Here is a 17092-nt window from a genome sequence, read left to right as displayed (position 1 = left end):
TTCCAGGCCAGCAGGCCCATCACGATCGCGAAGAGGGCGATGTCGATCTGCCCCACCCAGTTGTAGCCGTGGCCCAGCACGAACAGCGGCACGGGCACCAGGATCCCGAGGAGCGGCCAGCGCAGCCAGGTGCCGAGGACCTGCATCGGCAGCGCCCGGAAGGCGACCTCCTCGCCCGCGCACTGCAGCGGGGCGAGGAGAAGGGCCACGAGCCACGCCAGGATCACGGCCGGCCCGAGATGCGGGATCACGATCGCCTCGCGCTCCAAGATCAGGTTCAGCACCATGTTCAGCAGCACGTACACGGGGCCGACGACGAGCGCCGCCCGCCCCAGCAGGCCCCAGCGGAATCGCCCCATCACCGACAGCACGATGCCTGCCCGGCCGTAGCCGGCCAGCGATCCCACCAGCACCGCGGGGACCAGCAGCGCGAGCATGCCCAGCCCCAGCACCTGGTCGGCCGGGTTCAACGGATCCATCAGGGAGGGGCTCGTGGAGGCCGCCGGCCAGAGCTCCCCGAGGATCATCAGCGGCACCATGACCTGGAGGTTCATGGCGATCCACACGAATGCTGCCACGGCGGTCGTGACCAGCGGGCGCCACCAGTAGCCGCGGTGCGGGATCGCGCGGGCGATGCGATGGTAAGGCTGGGACGGCGTGGTGCGGGGAAGGGGTTCGTGCTGCGTCATGCCCCGATCCTCTCGTCCCGGCTCGGGTGTGGGCATCCGCCGTGCGTCCTCGTCTGCGCCGCTCGGGTCCTCCGCCCGGACCTGCCGCTCGGCTGATGGCGCGACGAGGGTCATCGGCCGCATGGCCGATCCGTCGGCCGCAGATCGATCTCTACGCTGGTGCCATGACCGTCACCGCGCCTCCTGCTCCCGCCGCGCCGTCCGTGCGCAGCGTGCGCCAGTGGGCGACCGCGGTCGCCCAGTCCCTGGTGTGCACGGCGCTGGGCTTCCTGTTCTTCCTCATCAACTTCGGCATGCTGCTCGAGGAGTTCTCCCACAACCCTCCCGAGGGTCTGCTGGGGATGTACGGGGTCGACGCCCTGGTGGGTGTGGTCGCCACGCTCGCGATCGGTCCCTTGCGGTTCGTGCCTCCCGGTCGGTGGCACAGCGCAGCGCATCTGCTGGTTGCCACCGCGGCCGGGATCAGCGGATGGGCGTGGGTGGCCGCGGCGATCGGCATGTACCGACTGGGGGTCCGGCGCCGCCTGGTGCTCGACGTCGTGGCAGTGCTGCTGGTCTCCGGGATGTCGCTGGCGACGATGGTCCTCGATACCCGGATCCGGGGGACCGACCCGGGCATGCTGGAGCTCACCACCATGGGCATCATCGTGGTCCTCGCCCTGGTCCCCCTGCTGCTGGGCCATGTGGTCGGCACCCGCACCGAGCTCCTGGCGTCCCTGCGGGAGCACGCCGCCTCCGCGGACAGGGAACGGGAGGCCGCGCAGCTGGCGCGCGACGCCGCCGAGCGCGAAGCTGCTGCTCTGGTGCGCGAGCGCGACGCGGACGACGCCCGGGTGCGCGCCGAGGAGCGCTCCGCCCTGGCCCGCGACATGCACGACAGCATCTCCCACCATCTGGCCACGATCGCCATGCACGCCGGCGCGATGTCCTACCGCGACGACCTCCCGGTCACCGAGCTGCGACGCAGCGCGGGCACGGTGCGGGACGCCGCCCAACAGGCCAACCGCGAGCTGCGCACCGTGCTGATGACTCTGCGCACCACCGGCGGCGACACTCCGCTGGCCACCGTCCCCACGCTCGCCGACGTGGTGCAGAGGTGCCGCGAGGAGGGCCAGGACGTGGACCTGACCTGGGTCGGGCTCACCCCGGAGGATCTCGAGGGTGCCGATCGCAGCACCGTGGTGACGCTCGCCCGGATCCTCACCGAGATCACGACCAACGCCGCCAAGCACGCGCCCGGCGCGCCCCTGGCGATCACGCTCTCGCGGGCCGACCACACCGTGCACCTCCACGCCTCCAATCCGCTGCCGGCGAGCGCACTGCACGCGTCGACCTCCACCGGGCACGGGCTGCTCGGGGTGCAGGAACGGGCCCGCCTGCTGGGCGGCGACGCGAAACATCGCGTGCACGAGGACTCCTTCGAGGTGGAAGCATGGATGCCATGGTGAACGAGACGGAATCAGAGGGATCCGCAGGATCCGAGAGGTCTGTGACGGCCCCGGTCCGGGTGCTGCTGGTGGACGACGAGGCGCTGATGCGCGCCGGTCTGCGCCTGATGATCCACGGCACCCACGGCATCGAGGTGATCGGGGAGTCGGCCGACGGGAGCGCGGCGCTCGAGCAGATCGGCGCCCTGGACCCGGACGTGGTGCTGATGGACATCCGCATGCCCCGCATGACCGGGCTCGAGGCGCTGCGGTCGCTGCGCGAGGCGGGATCCGACGCACGCGTCATCATGCTCACCGCCTTCGACACCGACGAGTTCCTGCTGGAGGCGCTGCGGGCCGGCGCGGTGTCGTTCCTGCTCAAGGACTCCCCTCCCCAGGAGGTCGTGCAGGCGGTGCTCGATGCGGCCGGTGACCGTCCGCGCTTCTCACCCGACGTGCTCACCCGCCTGGTGCGCCTCGCGTCCGACGGCACGCAGACTCCCGCGGGCGCTGTGGGAACCGGAGGGAAGAGGCCGGAAGGACAGGGGTCCGCCGCGGAGGCCGACGCCGAGGCACCGGCATCATCCCCGGCCCCGTCAGGGATCACCGACCGCGAATGGGAGGTGGGCAGGCTCGTCGCGCAGGGACTCGCGAACCCCGAGGTCGGCGAGGCGCTGTTCATGTCCGTCGCGACGGTGAAGACCCACCTGGGCAGGCTCTATCACAAGCTGCAGGTCACGAACCGCGTGCAGCTCGCGATCCGGGTGCTCGAGCTGGGCGGCTGAGCACTCTCACCTCTTGAGGATCCGCCACAGCGCCGTCGCGACGGGCTTGAGCACGCCCACGACGAGGAACAGTCCGATGATCAGGACCATCGGAGAGAACGGCAGGGAGTCGAACATGCCCCCGCTGGAGACGTCTGTCGAGCCGGAGAAGCCCGCCTCGATCTGCGCCCGCTGGCGGGAGATGAAGAGCCAGATGCCTCCGATGAAGGCCAGCACCACGAGGAAGAACGCGGCCTTGCCGATGCTGCTCACGAGGTCGGCCCGATCGGACGTGGCCGTGTCGTGCTCGGGCGCGGTTGCGGAGAAGTCCGCGTTCCACTGTGTGCTTCCGTCGCGGTCCTCGCGGAACGGGAGCGCGGAGTGCGAGCCCTGTTCGTGCGGTGCCGGGTCCTGTCCGAAGGGGTCCTGAGGCATGCCCTCGGGCCCGGTGCTGTCCATCATCGCGTTCGCTCCTGTGTCGCGGCGCCGCGGCGCTCCCCCTGCGACGACCGCCCCCGCGGCCGCGCTCTGCTGGGTCAGAGGATACGACACCCCACCGCCCCGCGGCCGAGGCCGCGCACGTACGCCCGGGCGTCGGCCGACGGAGCAGGCGTCGGGCGACGGATCAGAAGAAGGACAGCACCGCCGCGGTCGCGACCACGAGGCAGGCGCCGCCGAGGGCGAAGATCCACCGGGGGATGGGCCGATTCCGGGCCGTCACGCAGGAGAGGTGGATCGAGATCATGGTCGCCAGGAACAGGATCCCGGCGAAGGCGGTCAGCAGGATCGTGAGGGTGCTCATCGAGCCACCCCACCGGTGGAGGGTCGTGACGACACCATCGGTCCTCTTTCTCGCGCTTCTCGGGCGTCTCGGGTTCCTGGTGCGTGGGCCGGTCATGGCGATCCGGGGGACGGGACATGGGCGCCGCCGACGAGCCCGCACGCTCCTGGGGCAAAGCCTGCAGAATACTCCTCCGTGATGGATCCCTGATGGGCGCCGATGGCTCGCCGGGGTCGTCTTGCTCACGTCCTCCCAGGCATGATGGGCCGCATGCCCCGAGACCACGTCCTCCCGGTCCGCACGACGCTGATCCTGATCGCCGGTCCTCTCGCCGCCGGGAAGAGCGCCGTCTCCCGGCGCCTTGCCGCGGACCTGCGCCGCCGGGGCCGGCAGATCGCGCTGGTCGAGCTCGATGCCATCGCCGACATGGCGCGGCCGACGCTGCCCGACTGGGCCGCTGCGCACCGGATCTTCGCCCAGGTCACCGGGCAGTGGCTGCGGACCGGTCTGGACACGGTGATCGCCGAGTCGGTCAGCGACCAGGGCGAGCTCGACAGGGTGCTCCAGAACGTTCCCGCGGGAACGCCTGTGCTGACCGTCGTGGCCACCTGCCCTGTCGAGGTCGCGCTCGAGCGCGCGCTGGCGGATCCGACCCGCGGGGTCTCCCGGGACCCTGGATTCCTCCGTGCGGCGCACGTGCGATGGGCCGACGACGCCCGGTCGATCAACGCCGACCTCGTGCTGGAGACCTCGACGACGAGCCTCGAGGAGAGCGTCTCGCGGATCCGGGCGGCGATCGCCGAGCGGTCGACCGGGTCCGGCTGGTCAGCCGAGCCCGAACCGTCAGCCGGTTCCGGGGCCTGACCCGTCGTGCCCGCACGGTCGCTGCACAGCGTTCACGGGCCAGAGGGTCGGGGCCAGAGGGTCAGAGCGCAGAGACCACGGCGGCAATGCTGACGAGGAGCGCGGCGCAGCTCAGGACGACCACCCAGCGCGGGATCGCGCCGGGTCGCGCGGTGACGTTCGTGAGGTAGACGGAGATCACCGCGGCGACGCACAGCACGCCCGCTGCGATGGCCAGGGCGAGGGTGGGGCCGCTCATGCGGCAGCCCGCTCGGTCGGGGGCGTGAAGGGCATCTGCTGTCCTTTCCCTCCGTGCTGCGGAGGTGGCGACGGGCCGGTCGTATGCACCCGACAGGCGTCCTGCTCGACCATGCATCATACCCGTTCAGGGGCCAGAAATGAGCTCCTCCGGCGCCCCGACGGGACGATGCCGGGTGGTTCCCCAGAGGGGTATTCTTTCGACGCTCGCGGGCGGCTCCCGGCACCATGGTCCCTATGAGCACTGCCGAGACGCTGATCGCCGAGGCCGCGCGGGCTGATGTGGACGGCTGGGGCTTCGGCCACCTCGCAGGGCGCGCCACCGAGGAGCGCCCGCCCTGGGGCTATGCGGTCCTGCTCGCCGACGCCGTGGCCACCGCGGGGGTGGCGATCGATCTGGACACCGGCGGCGGCGAGGTGCTCGGGCAGTGCCCGCGCCTGGCCGCGCAGCAGCACGTCACCGAGAGCTGGCCGCCGAACGCCGCGCAGGCCCGGGCGCTGCTGAGTCCCCGCGGGGTGGTCGTGCACGAGACCGCTCCCGGCGCGCCGATCCCTCTGGCCGACGGCGCCGCGGACCTCGTCACGTCCCGCCATCCGGTGCGCCCGGACTGGCCGGAGATCGCCCGCGTGCTGGGGCCGGGAGGCCAGTACCTCGCCCAGCACGTCAGCCCGAGCTCGGCCTTCGAGCTGATCGAGCACTTCGTCGGCCCCACCACCGCGCAGCAGCGCCGCGGCCGCCACCCCGACGACGAGGTGGCCGCGGCGCAAGCCGCCGGCCTCGAGATCCTGGATCTGCGCACAGCGCGGCTGCGCATGGCGTTCTTCGACGTGGGGGCCGTGGTGTGGATCCTGCGCAAGTGCGTGTGGTGGGTGCCGGATTTCGAGGTCGACCGCTACCGGGATCGACTGCTCGCGATGGACGCGATCATCCGCCGCGAGGGTTCCTTCGTCGCCCACTCGACGCGGCACCTGATCCGGGCACGGCGCCGCTGACCGCACTTCACGAGAGCAGTGACGTTCCCGCGGGAACGCCACTGCTCACTGTGAGGTCTGCGCACCGTGGGTCACTGGGCGCCGACGACCTCATGGGGGACGTACGGAGCCTCGAGCGCGGTGATCTCCTCACTGGTCAGCTCCAGATCCAGAGCACCGAGCGCCCCGTCGAGGTGGCTGGTCCTCGTGGCGCCGATGATCGGGGAGACCACCGGGTCCTTCGCGAGCAGCCAGGCCAGGGCCACATGCACCCGTTCCACGCCCCGGTCGGCGGCGATGCGGGCGACCTGCTCCACGATCTCCCGGTCGGTGCCCTGGGTGGAGTCGTACTTCGTCTTCGCGGTGGTGTCGGTGCGGGCGCGCTCGGTGTCCGCGTTCCAGTCGCGGGTCAGGCGCCCGGCGGCCAGCGGGCTGTATGGCGTGGAGGCGACGCCGAACTCGCGCAGCAGCGGCATCATCTCCCGCTCCTCCTCGCGGTACAGGAGGTTGTAGTGGTTCTGCATGGAGATGAACGTCGTCCAGCCGTTGACCTCGGCCACGTGCTGGGCCTGCAGGAACTGCCACGCGAACATCGCGGACGCGCCGATGTGGCGGACCTTCCCCGAGCGCACCACGTCATCCAGCGCCCGCATCGTCTCCTCGATCGGGACCGTGTAGTCCCAGCGATGGATGATGTACAGGTCGATGTAGTCGGTGCCGAGGCGCTCGAGGCTCTTGTCGACCTCGGAGAGGATCGCCTTGCGTGAGAGGCCACTGCCGTTGGGGCCCTCGTGCATGCGGCCGTGCACCTTGGTGGCGAGCACGATCTCGTCGCGGTTCGCGTAGTCGACCAGCGCCTTGCCGAGGATCTCCTCGCTGCGCCCGATCGAGTACACGTTCGCGGTGTCGAAGAAGTTGATGCCGGCGTCCAGCGCATGCTGGATGACAGGACGGGCGGCATCCTCCTCGAGCACCCACGGGTGGATCCAGCGCTCGGGATCACCGAAGCCCATCGCGCCCAGGCACAGCCGCGAGACATCCAGTCCGGTGTTTCCCAGCTTCACGTACTCCATGAGGTGCTCCTTCTGAGTTCGGCTCCGGGCTGCGTCGCCCGTCGAGCTCCATCATCCCCGGGAGCAGCAGGACGAGGGAGTGCCTGCGAGTGCACCCCTCGGCGCCGGAGCGCCAGGCGGAGGCGCTGCCCGGCCAGGCGTTCCCTCTCCTCCACGTCGCCCTCGAGGATCACGAGCACTTTCGGAATGTCTTCCCACCAGGCATTCCATAGCGAAGACCCGTGTATCCCCCGTCAGCAGCGTTCGAAATTTCGGGCCCATAGGGGGTGCAGCCGGAGGACGACTTGGGCTTCTCCGATTCCGGTGCGGGAGCAGGCTTCTTGGTCTGCTGCGAGGTCGAGCCGCCGCCGGAGGACGATCCGTTTCCCGACCCACCGCTCGAGCCTCCGGTCTTGGGCGGGGCCGAGGGAGCGGGGGCCGATTTCTCGGACTCTCGATCCTTCCGGTCCTGCTCCTCTCGGTCCTGACGATCCTGTTCCTCGCGGTCCAGACGTTCCTGCTCCTCGCGGGCCTCACGATCCAGGCGCTCCTGCTCCTCCCGTTCGAGGCGTTCCTGCTCCTCCCGTTCGAGGCGTTCCTGCTCCTCCCGTTCGAGGCGTTCCTGCTCGGCGTCGAAGTCACTCTTCGCGTCGTCAAGGGTCATGCGAGCCGTCTCCGCGTGCTCCCGTGCACCGTCGGCCTCGATGCTCAGCGTGCTGAGGAAGGTCTCCATGGCAGGGACCGCCATCACGGCGTTCCCGAGGCCGGGCAGCCCGTCCGGCCCGAGAGCCGTGCGAAAGGCGTCGAGCTCTTCGACCAGCGACGTCGCTCCGGCGAGGGCGTCGGCCGGGTCCCCGTCGACAGTGAGCGGAATCTGGCCGGCGGCGTTGTCCAGAGCCTGCACCTGCGCCGGCAGCGAGCAGGCGATCTCTGCGGAGAACAGACCCAGACCTGCCTCCTGTGCGGCCCGGGACGCCTCCTCGACCTCCGGGAGGAAGCGATCGTTGGGCTCGAAGAGCACCGGGACCCCCAGGCCCTCGGCGGCGATCTCTGCATTGATCAGTGCACCGGATTCGTAGACGCCCGCCAGCGTCCGGTCGTAACGGTCGGTCCGTTCCCGGTCGTACTCGAGCTCGATCTCGGTGCCGGCCGGAAGCCGCTCGACGAGGAACTCCGCACTCTCCGGGCCCAGACACTGGACCTCCTCATCGGGGTCCTTCGTCTCCGGGGTATCGATGTTCAGCAGACGGATCGTCGTCTCCTCCCCATCGACCAGCGCGATCAACGTGTCCCCATCGATGACGCGTACGACCTCTCCTCGACGATCGTCGCCGGTCGTCATCGCATACGCCCCACCGGCGAGCAGGCCCATTGCTGCGAGGCCGACAGCGGCTTTCCCCCACGGCCTGCTCCGCCGCGGCCCGACCTGGCCCGGCACCCCCTGTCCAACGCTCACGACGCCGCCTCTCAGAGATCAACCCGCCCGATACGCCATGATCCCAGAGAATCTGACAAACCGGGCGCCCCCGAATCAGCCTCGGCAGGCTCCCCGAAGAAAGAGAGAGACCGATGGCCGGACCGTGCGCCATGCTGGGCATCCCCGTGTCGTGCACCCGAAAGAACTGATCCCATGACCACACCCCGTGACCTCCAGGCCCCACTGGGCCGAGCCCGCATGCTCTTCTCACTGCTCGCGACCCCGAAGCTGCGCGCCGGGCTGGGTGCGCGGCTCTCGGGCGCCGGGGCATCGGCCACCGGGACATCCGAGACCAACGCCGAGACCACCGGGGCGCCCGAGAACCCGAGCGTGAGCGGGCCGTTGTCCCGCATCGACTGGCTGGACGCGGACGGCGAGGTCGATCTTGCCGCTGTCCGCGACGTGGCCGACGTCCTCTCGCTGATGCGGTCCGATCAGGCGATCCTCGAGGTGCCGCGCCTCGACGGCATCCCAGTCCCGACCGCGGAGAGCCGCGAGGTCAGCGGACGGATCGCGCGACTGGTGTTCGAGCGCGTCGGGCGCGACCGGGTGCTGAGCGAGCCCGAGCTCAATGCCGCGATCGCGATGTTCGTCGGCGACGTCGCGCTCGTGCGGCGCGATGCGGTGGATTCCGGGGTGCTGACCCGCACGCCCGACGGCACCGCCTACCGGCTCACCGGGTGCACCTGACCGGGGCTCAGGCCGTCACCTCCGGGTGGACCTCCCCAGCAGGCGACCCACCCGGCGGATCAGGGGAATGCCCACGAACAGCAGCACCCACCAGAAGTCCATGCCCATCTTGAAGGCGAAGACGGCGACGATGACGATGCCCACCACGGAGGACAGCACCCCGATCAGCACCGCGGCCGTCCCCTTGCCCGAGCCGTGACTGCTGCTGCTGCTGCCGGAGTCGTTCGCGCCGGTGAAGCCCGAGGCCCAGCCCGAACCGTTCCCCTCGCTTCGGCTCGAGCCGTCCTGGCCGGACCTGTCCCCGAATACGGGCCCCTGCTGGTCGGGTCCATGCTGGTCAGGCGCCCGCTGGTCCGTCGCCCCGGAGGCCGGACCGCTGTCGCCGAAGTCCGAGGACCACCCGGTCCCGGACGATCCGGAGCCGGACGGATCGGAGCCGGACGGACCGGACCCTCCGCGGTCCTTGCCACCCAACCAGGATTGGTCGTCACCTGGCCCCTGACCGTTGTTCCCCCATGTGCTGTCCATGCCCCCAGCCTAGAGCTGCCCCCTCCCCGGTGCGGCGGCTACGGTGCACCCATGCTCCATCTCAGCGATGACCAGGTCCGCGACCTCCTGCCCGACCCTCTCCACGCCGTCGAGCTGATGCGCGAGACGCTGCTGGCCCTGGCCGATGGTGCCGCCTCGGTGACCCCGAAGAGCCAGGTCGTGCACGAGGAGGGCGGGTTCGCCAACGCCATGCCGGCGGCGTGGCCGGAGCGCGGCCTGCTCGGCATGAAATGGGTGACCGTCACGCCCTCGAACCGCGACCAGGGCCGGCCGCTGATCGGCGGGCTGATGGTGCTCTCTGCGGCCGACGGGTCCACCCGCGCCACGATGGACGCCGCCGCGCTCACCGCCCTGCGCACCGCGGCGGTCACCGGTGCCTCGCTCGCACTGGACGATCGCCCGGTCGCCTTCGTCGGCACCGGGGTGCAGGCCCGATCGCATGCCCGGGTGCTCGAGTCCCTGGGCCGCGGCCCCCTCACGGTGTGGGGCAGGCGCCGCGAGGCCCTCGACGAGCTCGCAGCCTGGTGCGCCATCCACACGCCGGACCTGGAGCTGCGCCTGACCACTAACCGCGCCGAGGCAGTCGCTGACGCAGGCGTGGTGATCAGCGGACTGCCCATTGGCCTCACCGGCTCGGAGCTGTCTCTGCGCGAGATCCGTCCCGACGCGACGCTCCTCCCCCTGGACTACGCCTCGGTGGCCGGCGCCGAGCTCTCCCGCACCGGCACCGTGGTGGCCGACGATCCCGTGCAGTTCGAAGCGCTGCGCGTGCTCAAGCACGGCGCGGACTATCCGCTCGCGAGCGGCAGCACCGGTGACCTGCTGCGCGAGGGCCGTCCCGAGGGCCTGCTCGTGGTGCAGAACCTCGGTTCGGGCCTCGGCGACGTGGTGCTCGCCGACGTCGTCGCCCGGGCGGCCGAGGCCTGAGCATGGCACCGGCCGACGGCGCAGGCTCCGAGGCGCCGAGCCCCGTCGAACCGATCCGTCGACCCCTTTCGCGGCCGCCACTGCGGGCGTAGCCTGGGTCACACAGCGTCGGACGGAATGTCCGCTTCGCAGCCGTGCCCGTCGGTGCATCCACCGCGCCGGCGGCCCCATCGAAGCTCCTGCACGGAGCACACGATCGGAGGACCTGTCATGGCAATCGACGGCCCCATCGACCCACCCCTGACACGGGCGAACGATGATCCTGCACGCGCCCCCGTGAGGTGGGCAGCGATCATGTGCGGGATCTTCTTCCTCATGATCGGCTTCGCCGGATTCGTCCCGAGCGTGACATGGAACTTCAACAACATCGAGATGGGCTACGGCTCCGAAGCGATGGTGCTGGGCATCTTCCAGGTGTCCGTGCTGCACAACGTCATCCATCTGCTCGCCGGCCTGGCCGGTCTCGCACTGTCGAGGTTCTCGGACTCGGCGCGCTGGTACCTGCGGGTCGGCAGTGGTGTCGCCGTGGTGCTGTGGGTCTTCGGCCTGCTCGTCGACCGGAGCTCGTACTCCAACTTCCTGCCGCTGAACAGTGTCGACGACTGGGCGTATTTCGTCATTGCTCTCGTCATGTTCGGACTGTCGTTCCTCTCTCGAGATGTCACTCCCGCGGCGACGAAGGCCCACCAGCCCTCCTGAGCGTCGATCGTGGGCCGTTGCGCGGACGCCGACGGCAGTATCTGGTCGGCGAGGTCGCCGCTTCTCGGGACATCGCGACATCGCTGTGCTCACATGGGGATGCCGCCCCTACCCAAACCCGATATGATGATTTCATCATGTCGTTAAGTCAGTCGCAGCGCCCCCTCTACGAGGTGAAGGCCAACCTCTTCAAGGGCCTCGCCCATCCCCTCCGGATCCGCCTCCTCGAGCTGCTCTCGGCCGCCGACGAGGTCAGCGTCACCACGCTCCAGCAGGAGACGGGGCTCGAGGCGTCCCACCTCTCGCAGCACCTGTCCGTCCTGCGGCGTCACCACCTGGTGACCTCCGAGCGCCGGGCGAGCCACGTCTACTACCGCCTCGCCGACCCCCGCACCGCGGAGCTGCTCGCCGTGGCGCGCGCACTGCTGCTGGGCATCCTCGCCGCGGACAGCGACCGGCTCAGCGACGCCCAGGGGCTCCCGGCACTGCCCGGTGCGGAGCGATGACCGGCCGATGACCAGCTCTGCGCGGATCCCCGCTCCCCCACGTACCCAGACCGAGAACGCCCCTGCCACCCCGTCGGCCCGCTGGCGCACGCAACTGCGACGCGCGACCTCCCTGCTGCCCGGCCCGTCCGACTACCGCGACCTCCGCCGCACATGGAAGGGCGACCTGGTGGCGGGCGTCACGGTGGGCATCGTGGCGCTCCCGCTCGCCCTCGGCTTCGGGGTCAGCTCCGGGCTCACCGCGGAGCAGGGCCTGGTCACCGCGATCATCGCGGGCCTGCTGGCGGCCGTCTTCGGCGGATCGAACGTGCAGGTCTCCGGGCCCACCGGGGCGATGGTCGTGGTGCTCGTCCCGATCGTCGCGAACTACGGCGCAGCCGCCGTCGCCTCCGTGACCCTGCTGGCCGGACTGCTGGTGCTGGCCGCCGGAGTGCTGCGCCTGGGGAGGGTCGTCGGGATCATCCCCTGGCCCGTCATCGAGGGGTTCACGCTCGGGATCGCGTGCATCATCTTCATGCAGCAGATCCCCCTGGTGACGTCTCCGGTGCAGGCGGCCCCCGGTGAGCTCAGCTCGAATGCCCTGGTCGCCGCTGCCCAGGCCCTCTCCGCGGCCGATCCCGGATACCTGCTCCAGGCTCTCGGTGCGGTCGCCGTGGTCGTGACCTGCATGCTGATCGCCCCGCGGATCCACCCCTCGGTCCCGGGCTCCCTGATCGGCATCGTCCTGGTGACCGTGCTGTGCGCCGTCCTGCCCGGTCCGCTGGCACGGATCGGGACGATCCCCGCGACGCTCCCCTCCCCGTCCCTGCCCGCCCTGGATCCGGCGCTGCTCCAGGTGCTGCTGCCTGCTGCGGCGACGGTCGCGGCGCTGGCCGCCATCGAATCGCTGCTCTCGGCGCGGGTGGCTGCCGGGCTCGCCGACACCGGCGTGTACGACCCGGATCGGGAGCTGGTGGGGCAGGGCGTCGCCTCGATCGGCGCCTCCCTGTTCGGCGGCATGCCGGCCACCGGCGCGATCGCCCGCACCTCGGTGAACGTGCGGGCCGGTGCGCGCAGCCGCCTGGCCTCGGTGGTGCATGCGCTTGTGCTGCTCGCCGTGGTCTATGCGGCGTCCGGCCCGGTGGGGGCGATCCCGCTGGCGGCGCTCGCGGGCGTGCTGTTCATGACGGCGGTGCGCATGGTCCATCTGGCGACGGTGCGCACGATCCTTCGTTCCACCCGGGCGGATTCCCTCACCTTCGTCATCACCGCTCTGATCACGGTCTCCTTCGACCTCATCGCGGCCGTGCTGATCGGTGTGACGCTCGCGGCGATCTTCGCCCTGCGCGGGATCTCCCGTTCCAGCGGGGTCACCCTCGAGCCGATCCGTTCCGCCCAGCCGCAGGAGGGCGACGAGGAGATCCTCGCGGTGCGCTTCGACGGGCAGCTGTTCTTCGTCTCCGCGGAGCGGGTCTTCGACACCGTGATGGCGGTGGGGCCCGTGAGCGTGGTGATCCTGCGGATGTCCGCCCTCGAGGCGGTGGACGCCTCCGGCGCGAAGATCCTCTCGGAGATCGTGCGCGGGCTCGAGCGGCGAGGGATCACCGTGCTCCTCAAGGGCGTGCAGGACGACCACTCCGCGCTGTTCCGCAAGGTCGGGGTGCTGCGGGCGCTGCGCCACCACAATCATCTGTTCGTGGAGTTCGACGCCGCGCTCGAGCATGCCCGCTCGCACGTGCGGCGCGATCGTGCAGCCCGGCAGCCGGCGAAGTCGCAGGAGGCGCCGACCCCCGATGGGCCGACGGCTCGGGCCACGCGCAGCTGATCCCATCGACCCCGGCGCCGACGGGATCAGCGGAGCGGTCAGTCGTCCGAGACGGTGACCGTGACCTCGATGTTGCCGCGGGTGGCGTTGGAGTACGGGCACACCTGGTGGGCGGTGTCGGCGAGCTCCTGCGCCTGCTCGTGGGGCAGGTTCGGGATGACGACCTCGAGCTCGACGGCGAGCTGGAAGCCGCCGTTCTCGTCGGGGCCGATGTGCACGCGGGCGCCGACGGTGGAGTCGGTGACGTCGGCCTTGGCCTTGCCGGCCACCAGGGTCAGCGCCGAGTGGAAGCAGGCGGCGTAGCCGGCGGCGAACAGCTGCTCGGGGTTCGCGCCGTTGCCGGAGCCGCCCATCGCGGTCGGGGTCGCCATGTCGAGGTCGACGGCACCCTCGACGGTGCGCACGTGGCCGTCGCGTCCCGAGCCGGTGGACAGGGATTCTGCGGTGTAGAGAGTCTTCATGATGTCTTCTCCTCTGATGCCGATGCGGGTCGGCGGGTGGCCCCGGCGGGTGCGCCGGGGAGCTGGGGCGGGACGACGTCGCGGATCGACCGGGTGAGGTCCTGCAGCGTGGAGATCAGCGCCTGCGCCTCCTGAAGGCTGCCGATCCCGGTGCCCTCGGCGATGCAAGCGGGGACGTGGGAGAGCTGATCACGCAGGTCCTCGCCGTGCTCGGTGAGCGACACGGTGACCACTCGCTCATCGGGACCGCCGCGTCGGCGCACGACCACCCCGGCCGTCTCCATGCGTCGCAGCATCGGCGAGAGGGTCCCGGAGTCCAGCTGGAGCGCCTCTCCCAGCGCCGAGACGCTCTGCTCACCCTCGGACCACAGCATCACCAGCACGAGGTACTGGCCGTAGGTGAGCCCCCAGGGCTCGAGCAGCGCCCGGTAGGCCTGGGTTGTGGCGCGCGAGGCCGCGTAGAGAGCGAAGCACACCATCTCGTCCGTCGTCGTCATGCGCCCATCGTGGCACCCCATCAAGTTGTGCACAACCGAGTTGTGCACACGTCACATCATCCAGGCACCGGGCGGGGTGCCCGCTCAGGCCACGCGCACCTGCTCGCGATGGCGGCGATGAAGCTCATCCCGGGTGCTCCAGCCGCTGAACAGCCCGGCTCCGGGCTCGAGGTGGCGCCCGGCGGCGAGGGCGCCGAGCGCAACCCCGTCGTAGCCCAGGCGGTTCAGCAGGGCGGCGACCACGTCGGCCGCGCGGGAGTCATCCGCGGCGACCGCGATCGCCCGGCGTCGCGGATGCCCGGATTCCCGGCCCTGATCCTCGACGTCGTGATAACCGATGTGGTTCAGCGCCTTCACGACGCGGGAGCCGGTCAGGTGGGTGGCGAGCAGCTCGCTCGTCGAGAGCTCGTCGCGCAGGTCGCCGGCCCCGAGACGAGCGGCGGCCACCGCGAGGGCGTCGGCCTCGCCCCAGGGGTTGGTGGCGTCGATGACGATCGCGCCGCGCAGCACCTCCGGATCGATCGCCAGGGCCACGTGCAAGGGCACGGTGAGCGCCACGACGTCACAGGTCATCGCGAGATCCTCGGCGTCCACGGGGAGCGCGCCGGGGAGCTTCGCGGCGACCGCCGGGGCCGCGGCGCGGCCCGCGACCTGGACCTCGAGGCCGCCGCGCAGGGCGGTGCGGGCCAGGGCCGTGCCGATCTTGCCGGGGCCGAGGATCCCCAGGCGCGGCGCCGTCAGGGCACGGGGCAGCGGGTCGCCCAGGGCAGGGTCGCTCAGCGCCGGGCCACCCGGAGCGGCTCGCCCCGCGCGGCTCGGGGCAGCGGGCACCGCGCCGGGCCGCGCGGTCCGCCCGGACAGGGCGAGCGCCGCATCCAGGATCTCCCGGGCCAGGGCATCGTTGCGGCGATGGCAGGGCGCGTTGGTGCGGGGGCGGGCGAAGGCGCCGATCGGCAGCTCGGAGGTCCAGGGACCCACCGCCCAGAGCCCCTCGTGCGCGGCGCCGTCGGGCGCGATGACCCGGTATCGCTCATCGACCTCGAGCGTGCCGGCCGCCGCGGCGGATTCGCGCCCCACAGCGCTCTCGCCCGCGACCAGATCCCGCAGCAGCGGGTTCGTGGACTCCACGAGCGATGGCTCGGGCAGGAAGGCATCGACCAGGGCGGTGGCGGAGACCTGCACGTCGGCGCCGCCGCGTGCCACGAAGCGCCCGGTGACGTCGTCCGCGCGAACGCGGGTGCGCGGGCCGAGGAAGCGCACGACGCCTGCGCGCTCGAGGGCGAGCAGCTGGTGGAGGCGGTGCGGGGGCGGGCCGGAGTCCACGAAGCTGAACAGCGAGTGCCACCAGTGCGGATAGTCGCCGCGCGAGGACTCTCGCAGCCGGCTGGCGGGCAGCTGGTCCACGAGCACTCCGTGCAGGCGCAGCAGCAGCTGGAACAGCGCCCGGGCGGAGCTCACGTCGCCCTGGGTGCGGGAGCGCAGGTCGTGCTCGATGTGGCGGACCACGGCGTCGCGGGCGGCCTGCTCCGAGGCATCCTCACCGAGCCGGGCCAGCGGATCATCGAGCCAGGCCAGGGGCTCCTCCCCCGGCTGGGCGCGCGGGGCATCGGGCACCCATCGCGCCACCTCGGCGGCGATCAGGGGCACCACGTCGGCCCGGAAGTCGAGGCGCCCCTGGGCGTCCTCCCGCTCCCGGAGCTTCTCGGCGGTGACGTGCACGAGGTCGCCGGGCCCGGCAGGATCGCCCTCGTCGCGCACCTTCGAGTGATACGGCACGCCGCGACGCGAGCCGACCCAGAGCCGGGGCTCACGACCGGAGGGCCGGTACTCCACGCGATCCGGGTCCTGCGGCAGCGGGGAGGGCTCGAACCGGCCGCCGCGACCCTCGGTGAGCAGCGCCATGAGGTCGATGAAGCCCAGGCCCATGCCGCGCACGATCGTCTCCTGACCGGCGGCGAGCTGGTCGAGATGGGCATCGCCGGCCTGCGAGGGTGCCAGATAGGCGCCGCCGTGGCGACGGGCGAAGGCGGCCAGCTCATGGCGCGCGGCCGACGGGCGGGAGTCGGTGTGACCGGCGGCGAGCACGAGCAGGTCGGCTTGCAGCGGGTCGCGCTCCTCGAGCTCGACGCTCCAGCTCGCGGGCCCACGTCGGCGCACGGCGGTCGCCGTCGTGCGGTGCACCGTGACGGTGACGGTCGCCGGCAGGGCCGCGAGCACCTGCCCGAAGAACCATTCGAGGTACAGCGCCTGCACCCGGCGGCTGGCGAAGCTGGTGGCCACGAGGGCGTCGATCTCCGCGAGGCGATCCGTACCGGCGGTCGGCGCGGCGATCGTGCCGCGGCGGATCCCGTCGGCCCACTGGGCCAGCGAGGGCCCTGCGACGACCGGGCCGTCACAGTCCACGGTGTCGTCGGTGAAGATCGAGACGTCGGCCGCGCGCGAGTTCATCAGCAGCAGCGGGCTCTCGGTCGCGCGCCAGATGCGCCCGGCGCCGGGCATGTGCGGATCCACGATGTCCACGTGCAGCCCGGTGCGCGCCAGCTGCGCGGCCTGCTCGGGCAGCGCGGCGCTCGCGCCGAGGCGTTCGAGCACGCCGATCGCTCGCGGTCCGCCGCCGACGATCACGAGGCGGGTGCTCGCGAGGCTGTTCCGAGAGGTCATCAGGGGATCCCTTCCGAAGCTGTATCTGTGTCGCA

19 protein-coding genes are annotated in these 17092 nt (G+C 71.4%); 9 read left to right on the top strand and 10 right to left on the bottom strand.

The window, feature by feature from the left end; all coding sequences use genetic code 11:
- Positions 1–689 (bottom strand): CPBP family glutamic-type intramembrane protease (locus tag ACT3T5_RS17140; protein WP_444595018.1); only part of this gene is annotated, 689 nt, incomplete at its 3' end.
- 164 nt (positions 690–853) lie between these two features.
- Between ACT3T5_RS17140 and ACT3T5_RS17135 the strand changes: the two genes are divergently transcribed.
- Together ACT3T5_RS17135 and ACT3T5_RS17130 are read left to right on the top strand one after the other, a co-directional pair.
- Entirely contained in the window at positions 854–2137 is a 1284-nt protein-coding gene (locus ACT3T5_RS17135) for a sensor histidine kinase (RefSeq protein ID WP_444595017.1), read from the top strand.
- Positions 2122–2901, top strand: coding sequence for a response regulator (locus ACT3T5_RS17130; protein WP_444595016.1), 780 nt, complete (start codon positions 2122–2124; stop codon positions 2899–2901). The genes ACT3T5_RS17135 and ACT3T5_RS17130 overlap by 16 nt, the downstream gene beginning before the upstream one ends.
- A 6-nt stretch (positions 2902–2907) precedes the next feature.
- Here ACT3T5_RS17130 and ACT3T5_RS17125 read toward each other — a convergent pair whose 3' ends face one another.
- Both ACT3T5_RS17125 and ACT3T5_RS17120 read right to left on the bottom strand, forming a co-directional pair.
- Positions 2908–3342 (bottom strand): hypothetical protein, encoded by a 435-nt coding sequence (locus ACT3T5_RS17125; RefSeq protein WP_444578848.1) that lies wholly within the window; start codon positions 3340–3342, stop codon positions 2908–2910.
- Positions 3343–3505: 163 nt separating this feature from the next.
- On the bottom strand, positions 3506–3682 hold the full coding sequence (locus ACT3T5_RS17120) for a hypothetical protein (RefSeq protein ID WP_444578847.1): 177 nt from the start codon (positions 3680–3682) through the stop codon (positions 3506–3508).
- A 249-nt stretch (positions 3683–3931) separates the two neighbouring features.
- Between ACT3T5_RS17120 and ACT3T5_RS17115 the strand changes: the two genes are divergently transcribed.
- Complete coding sequence (locus tag ACT3T5_RS17115) at positions 3932–4525, top strand: AAA family ATPase (RefSeq protein WP_444578846.1); 594 nt, start codon at positions 3932–3934, stop codon at positions 4523–4525.
- Between the two features lie 61 nt (positions 4526–4586).
- Here ACT3T5_RS17115 and ACT3T5_RS17110 read toward each other — a convergent pair whose 3' ends face one another.
- Positions 4587–4763 carry a hypothetical protein gene (locus tag ACT3T5_RS17110; RefSeq protein WP_444578845.1) on the bottom strand — a complete coding sequence of 59 codons (177 nt, stop codon included), beginning with the start codon at positions 4761–4763 and terminating at the stop codon, positions 4587–4589.
- A 236-nt stretch (positions 4764–4999) separates the two neighbouring features.
- Between ACT3T5_RS17110 and ACT3T5_RS17105 the strand changes: the two genes are divergently transcribed.
- Positions 5000–5755 carry an SAM-dependent methyltransferase gene (locus ACT3T5_RS17105; RefSeq protein WP_444595015.1) on the top strand — a complete coding sequence of 252 codons (756 nt, stop codon included), beginning with the start codon at positions 5000–5002 and terminating at the stop codon, positions 5753–5755.
- A gap of 71 nt (positions 5756–5826) precedes the next feature.
- On the opposite strand, the gene ACT3T5_RS17100 is transcribed toward ACT3T5_RS17105, so the two are convergent.
- On the bottom strand, positions 5827–6807 hold the full coding sequence (locus ACT3T5_RS17100; protein WP_444595014.1) for an aldo/keto reductase: 981 nt from the start codon (positions 6805–6807) through the stop codon (positions 5827–5829).
- A 169-nt stretch (positions 6808–6976) separates the two neighbouring features.
- A complete protein-coding gene (locus tag ACT3T5_RS17095) occupies positions 6977–8242 on the bottom strand; it encodes a thermonuclease family protein (protein WP_444595013.1) in 1266 nt (421 codons plus the stop codon).
- Positions 8243–8416: 174 nt separating this feature from the next.
- Here ACT3T5_RS17095 and ACT3T5_RS17090 point away from each other — a divergent pair, with 174 nt between their 5' ends.
- Positions 8417–8953, top strand: a complete 537-nt coding sequence (locus ACT3T5_RS17090) for a DUF2087 domain-containing protein (protein ID WP_444578841.1) — start codon at positions 8417–8419, stop codon at positions 8951–8953.
- Between the two features lie 15 nt (positions 8954–8968).
- On the opposite strand, the gene ACT3T5_RS17085 is transcribed toward ACT3T5_RS17090, so the two are convergent.
- Positions 8969–9481 (bottom strand): hypothetical protein, encoded by a 513-nt coding sequence (locus ACT3T5_RS17085; RefSeq protein ID WP_444578840.1) that lies wholly within the window; start codon positions 9479–9481, stop codon positions 8969–8971.
- Positions 9482–9532: 51 nt separating this feature from the next.
- Between ACT3T5_RS17085 and ACT3T5_RS17080 the strand changes: the two genes are divergently transcribed.
- From ACT3T5_RS17080 to ACT3T5_RS17065, 4 genes are all read left to right on the top strand, one after another.
- Positions 9533–10429 (top strand): ornithine cyclodeaminase, encoded by an 897-nt coding sequence (locus tag ACT3T5_RS17080; RefSeq protein ID WP_444595012.1) that lies wholly within the window; start codon positions 9533–9535, stop codon positions 10427–10429.
- A gap of 210 nt (positions 10430–10639) precedes the next feature.
- Complete coding sequence (locus ACT3T5_RS17075) at positions 10640–11128, top strand: DUF4383 domain-containing protein (protein ID WP_444595011.1); 489 nt, start codon at positions 10640–10642, stop codon at positions 11126–11128.
- Between the two features lie 137 nt (positions 11129–11265).
- Positions 11266–11634 (top strand): ArsR/SmtB family transcription factor, encoded by a 369-nt coding sequence (locus ACT3T5_RS17070; protein ID WP_444595010.1) that lies wholly within the window; start codon positions 11266–11268, stop codon positions 11632–11634.
- Positions 11635–11641: 7 nt separating this feature from the next.
- The gene (locus ACT3T5_RS17065; RefSeq protein ID WP_444595009.1) at positions 11642–13438 is read left to right on the top strand and encodes a SulP family inorganic anion transporter; all 1797 of its coding nucleotides are present in this window, start codon (positions 11642–11644) and stop codon (positions 13436–13438) included.
- Positions 13439–13476: 38 nt separating this feature from the next.
- Here the strand turns inward: ACT3T5_RS17065 and ACT3T5_RS17060 are convergent, their stop codons facing one another.
- The 3 genes from ACT3T5_RS17060 to ACT3T5_RS17050 all read right to left on the bottom strand — a co-directional run bounded on the left by ACT3T5_RS17060 (position 13477) and on the right by ACT3T5_RS17050 (position 17057).
- Entirely contained in the window at positions 13477–13899 is a 423-nt protein-coding gene (locus tag ACT3T5_RS17060; protein ID WP_444595008.1) for an organic hydroperoxide resistance protein, read from the bottom strand.
- Positions 13896–14396: a MarR family winged helix-turn-helix transcriptional regulator gene (locus tag ACT3T5_RS17055; protein WP_444595007.1), complete on the bottom strand. Its 501-nt coding sequence runs from the start codon at positions 14394–14396 to the stop codon at positions 13896–13898. Before ACT3T5_RS17055 ends, ACT3T5_RS17060 begins: the two co-directional genes overlap by 4 nt.
- A gap of 84 nt (positions 14397–14480) precedes the next feature.
- Positions 14481–17057 (bottom strand): FAD/NAD(P)-binding protein, encoded by a 2577-nt coding sequence (locus ACT3T5_RS17050; protein ID WP_444595006.1) that lies wholly within the window; start codon positions 17055–17057, stop codon positions 14481–14483.
- Between the last annotated feature and the right edge of the window lie 35 nt (positions 17058–17092).

The organism is Brachybacterium sp. AOP3-A1-3, assembly GCF_052378285.1.
In the GTDB taxonomy this organism is placed as follows: Bacteria; Actinomycetota; Actinomycetes; order Actinomycetales; family Dermabacteraceae; genus Brachybacterium.
The sequence above is the reverse complement of the archived record's forward strand: the minus strand, read 5'-3'. Positions and strand labels throughout refer to the sequence as shown.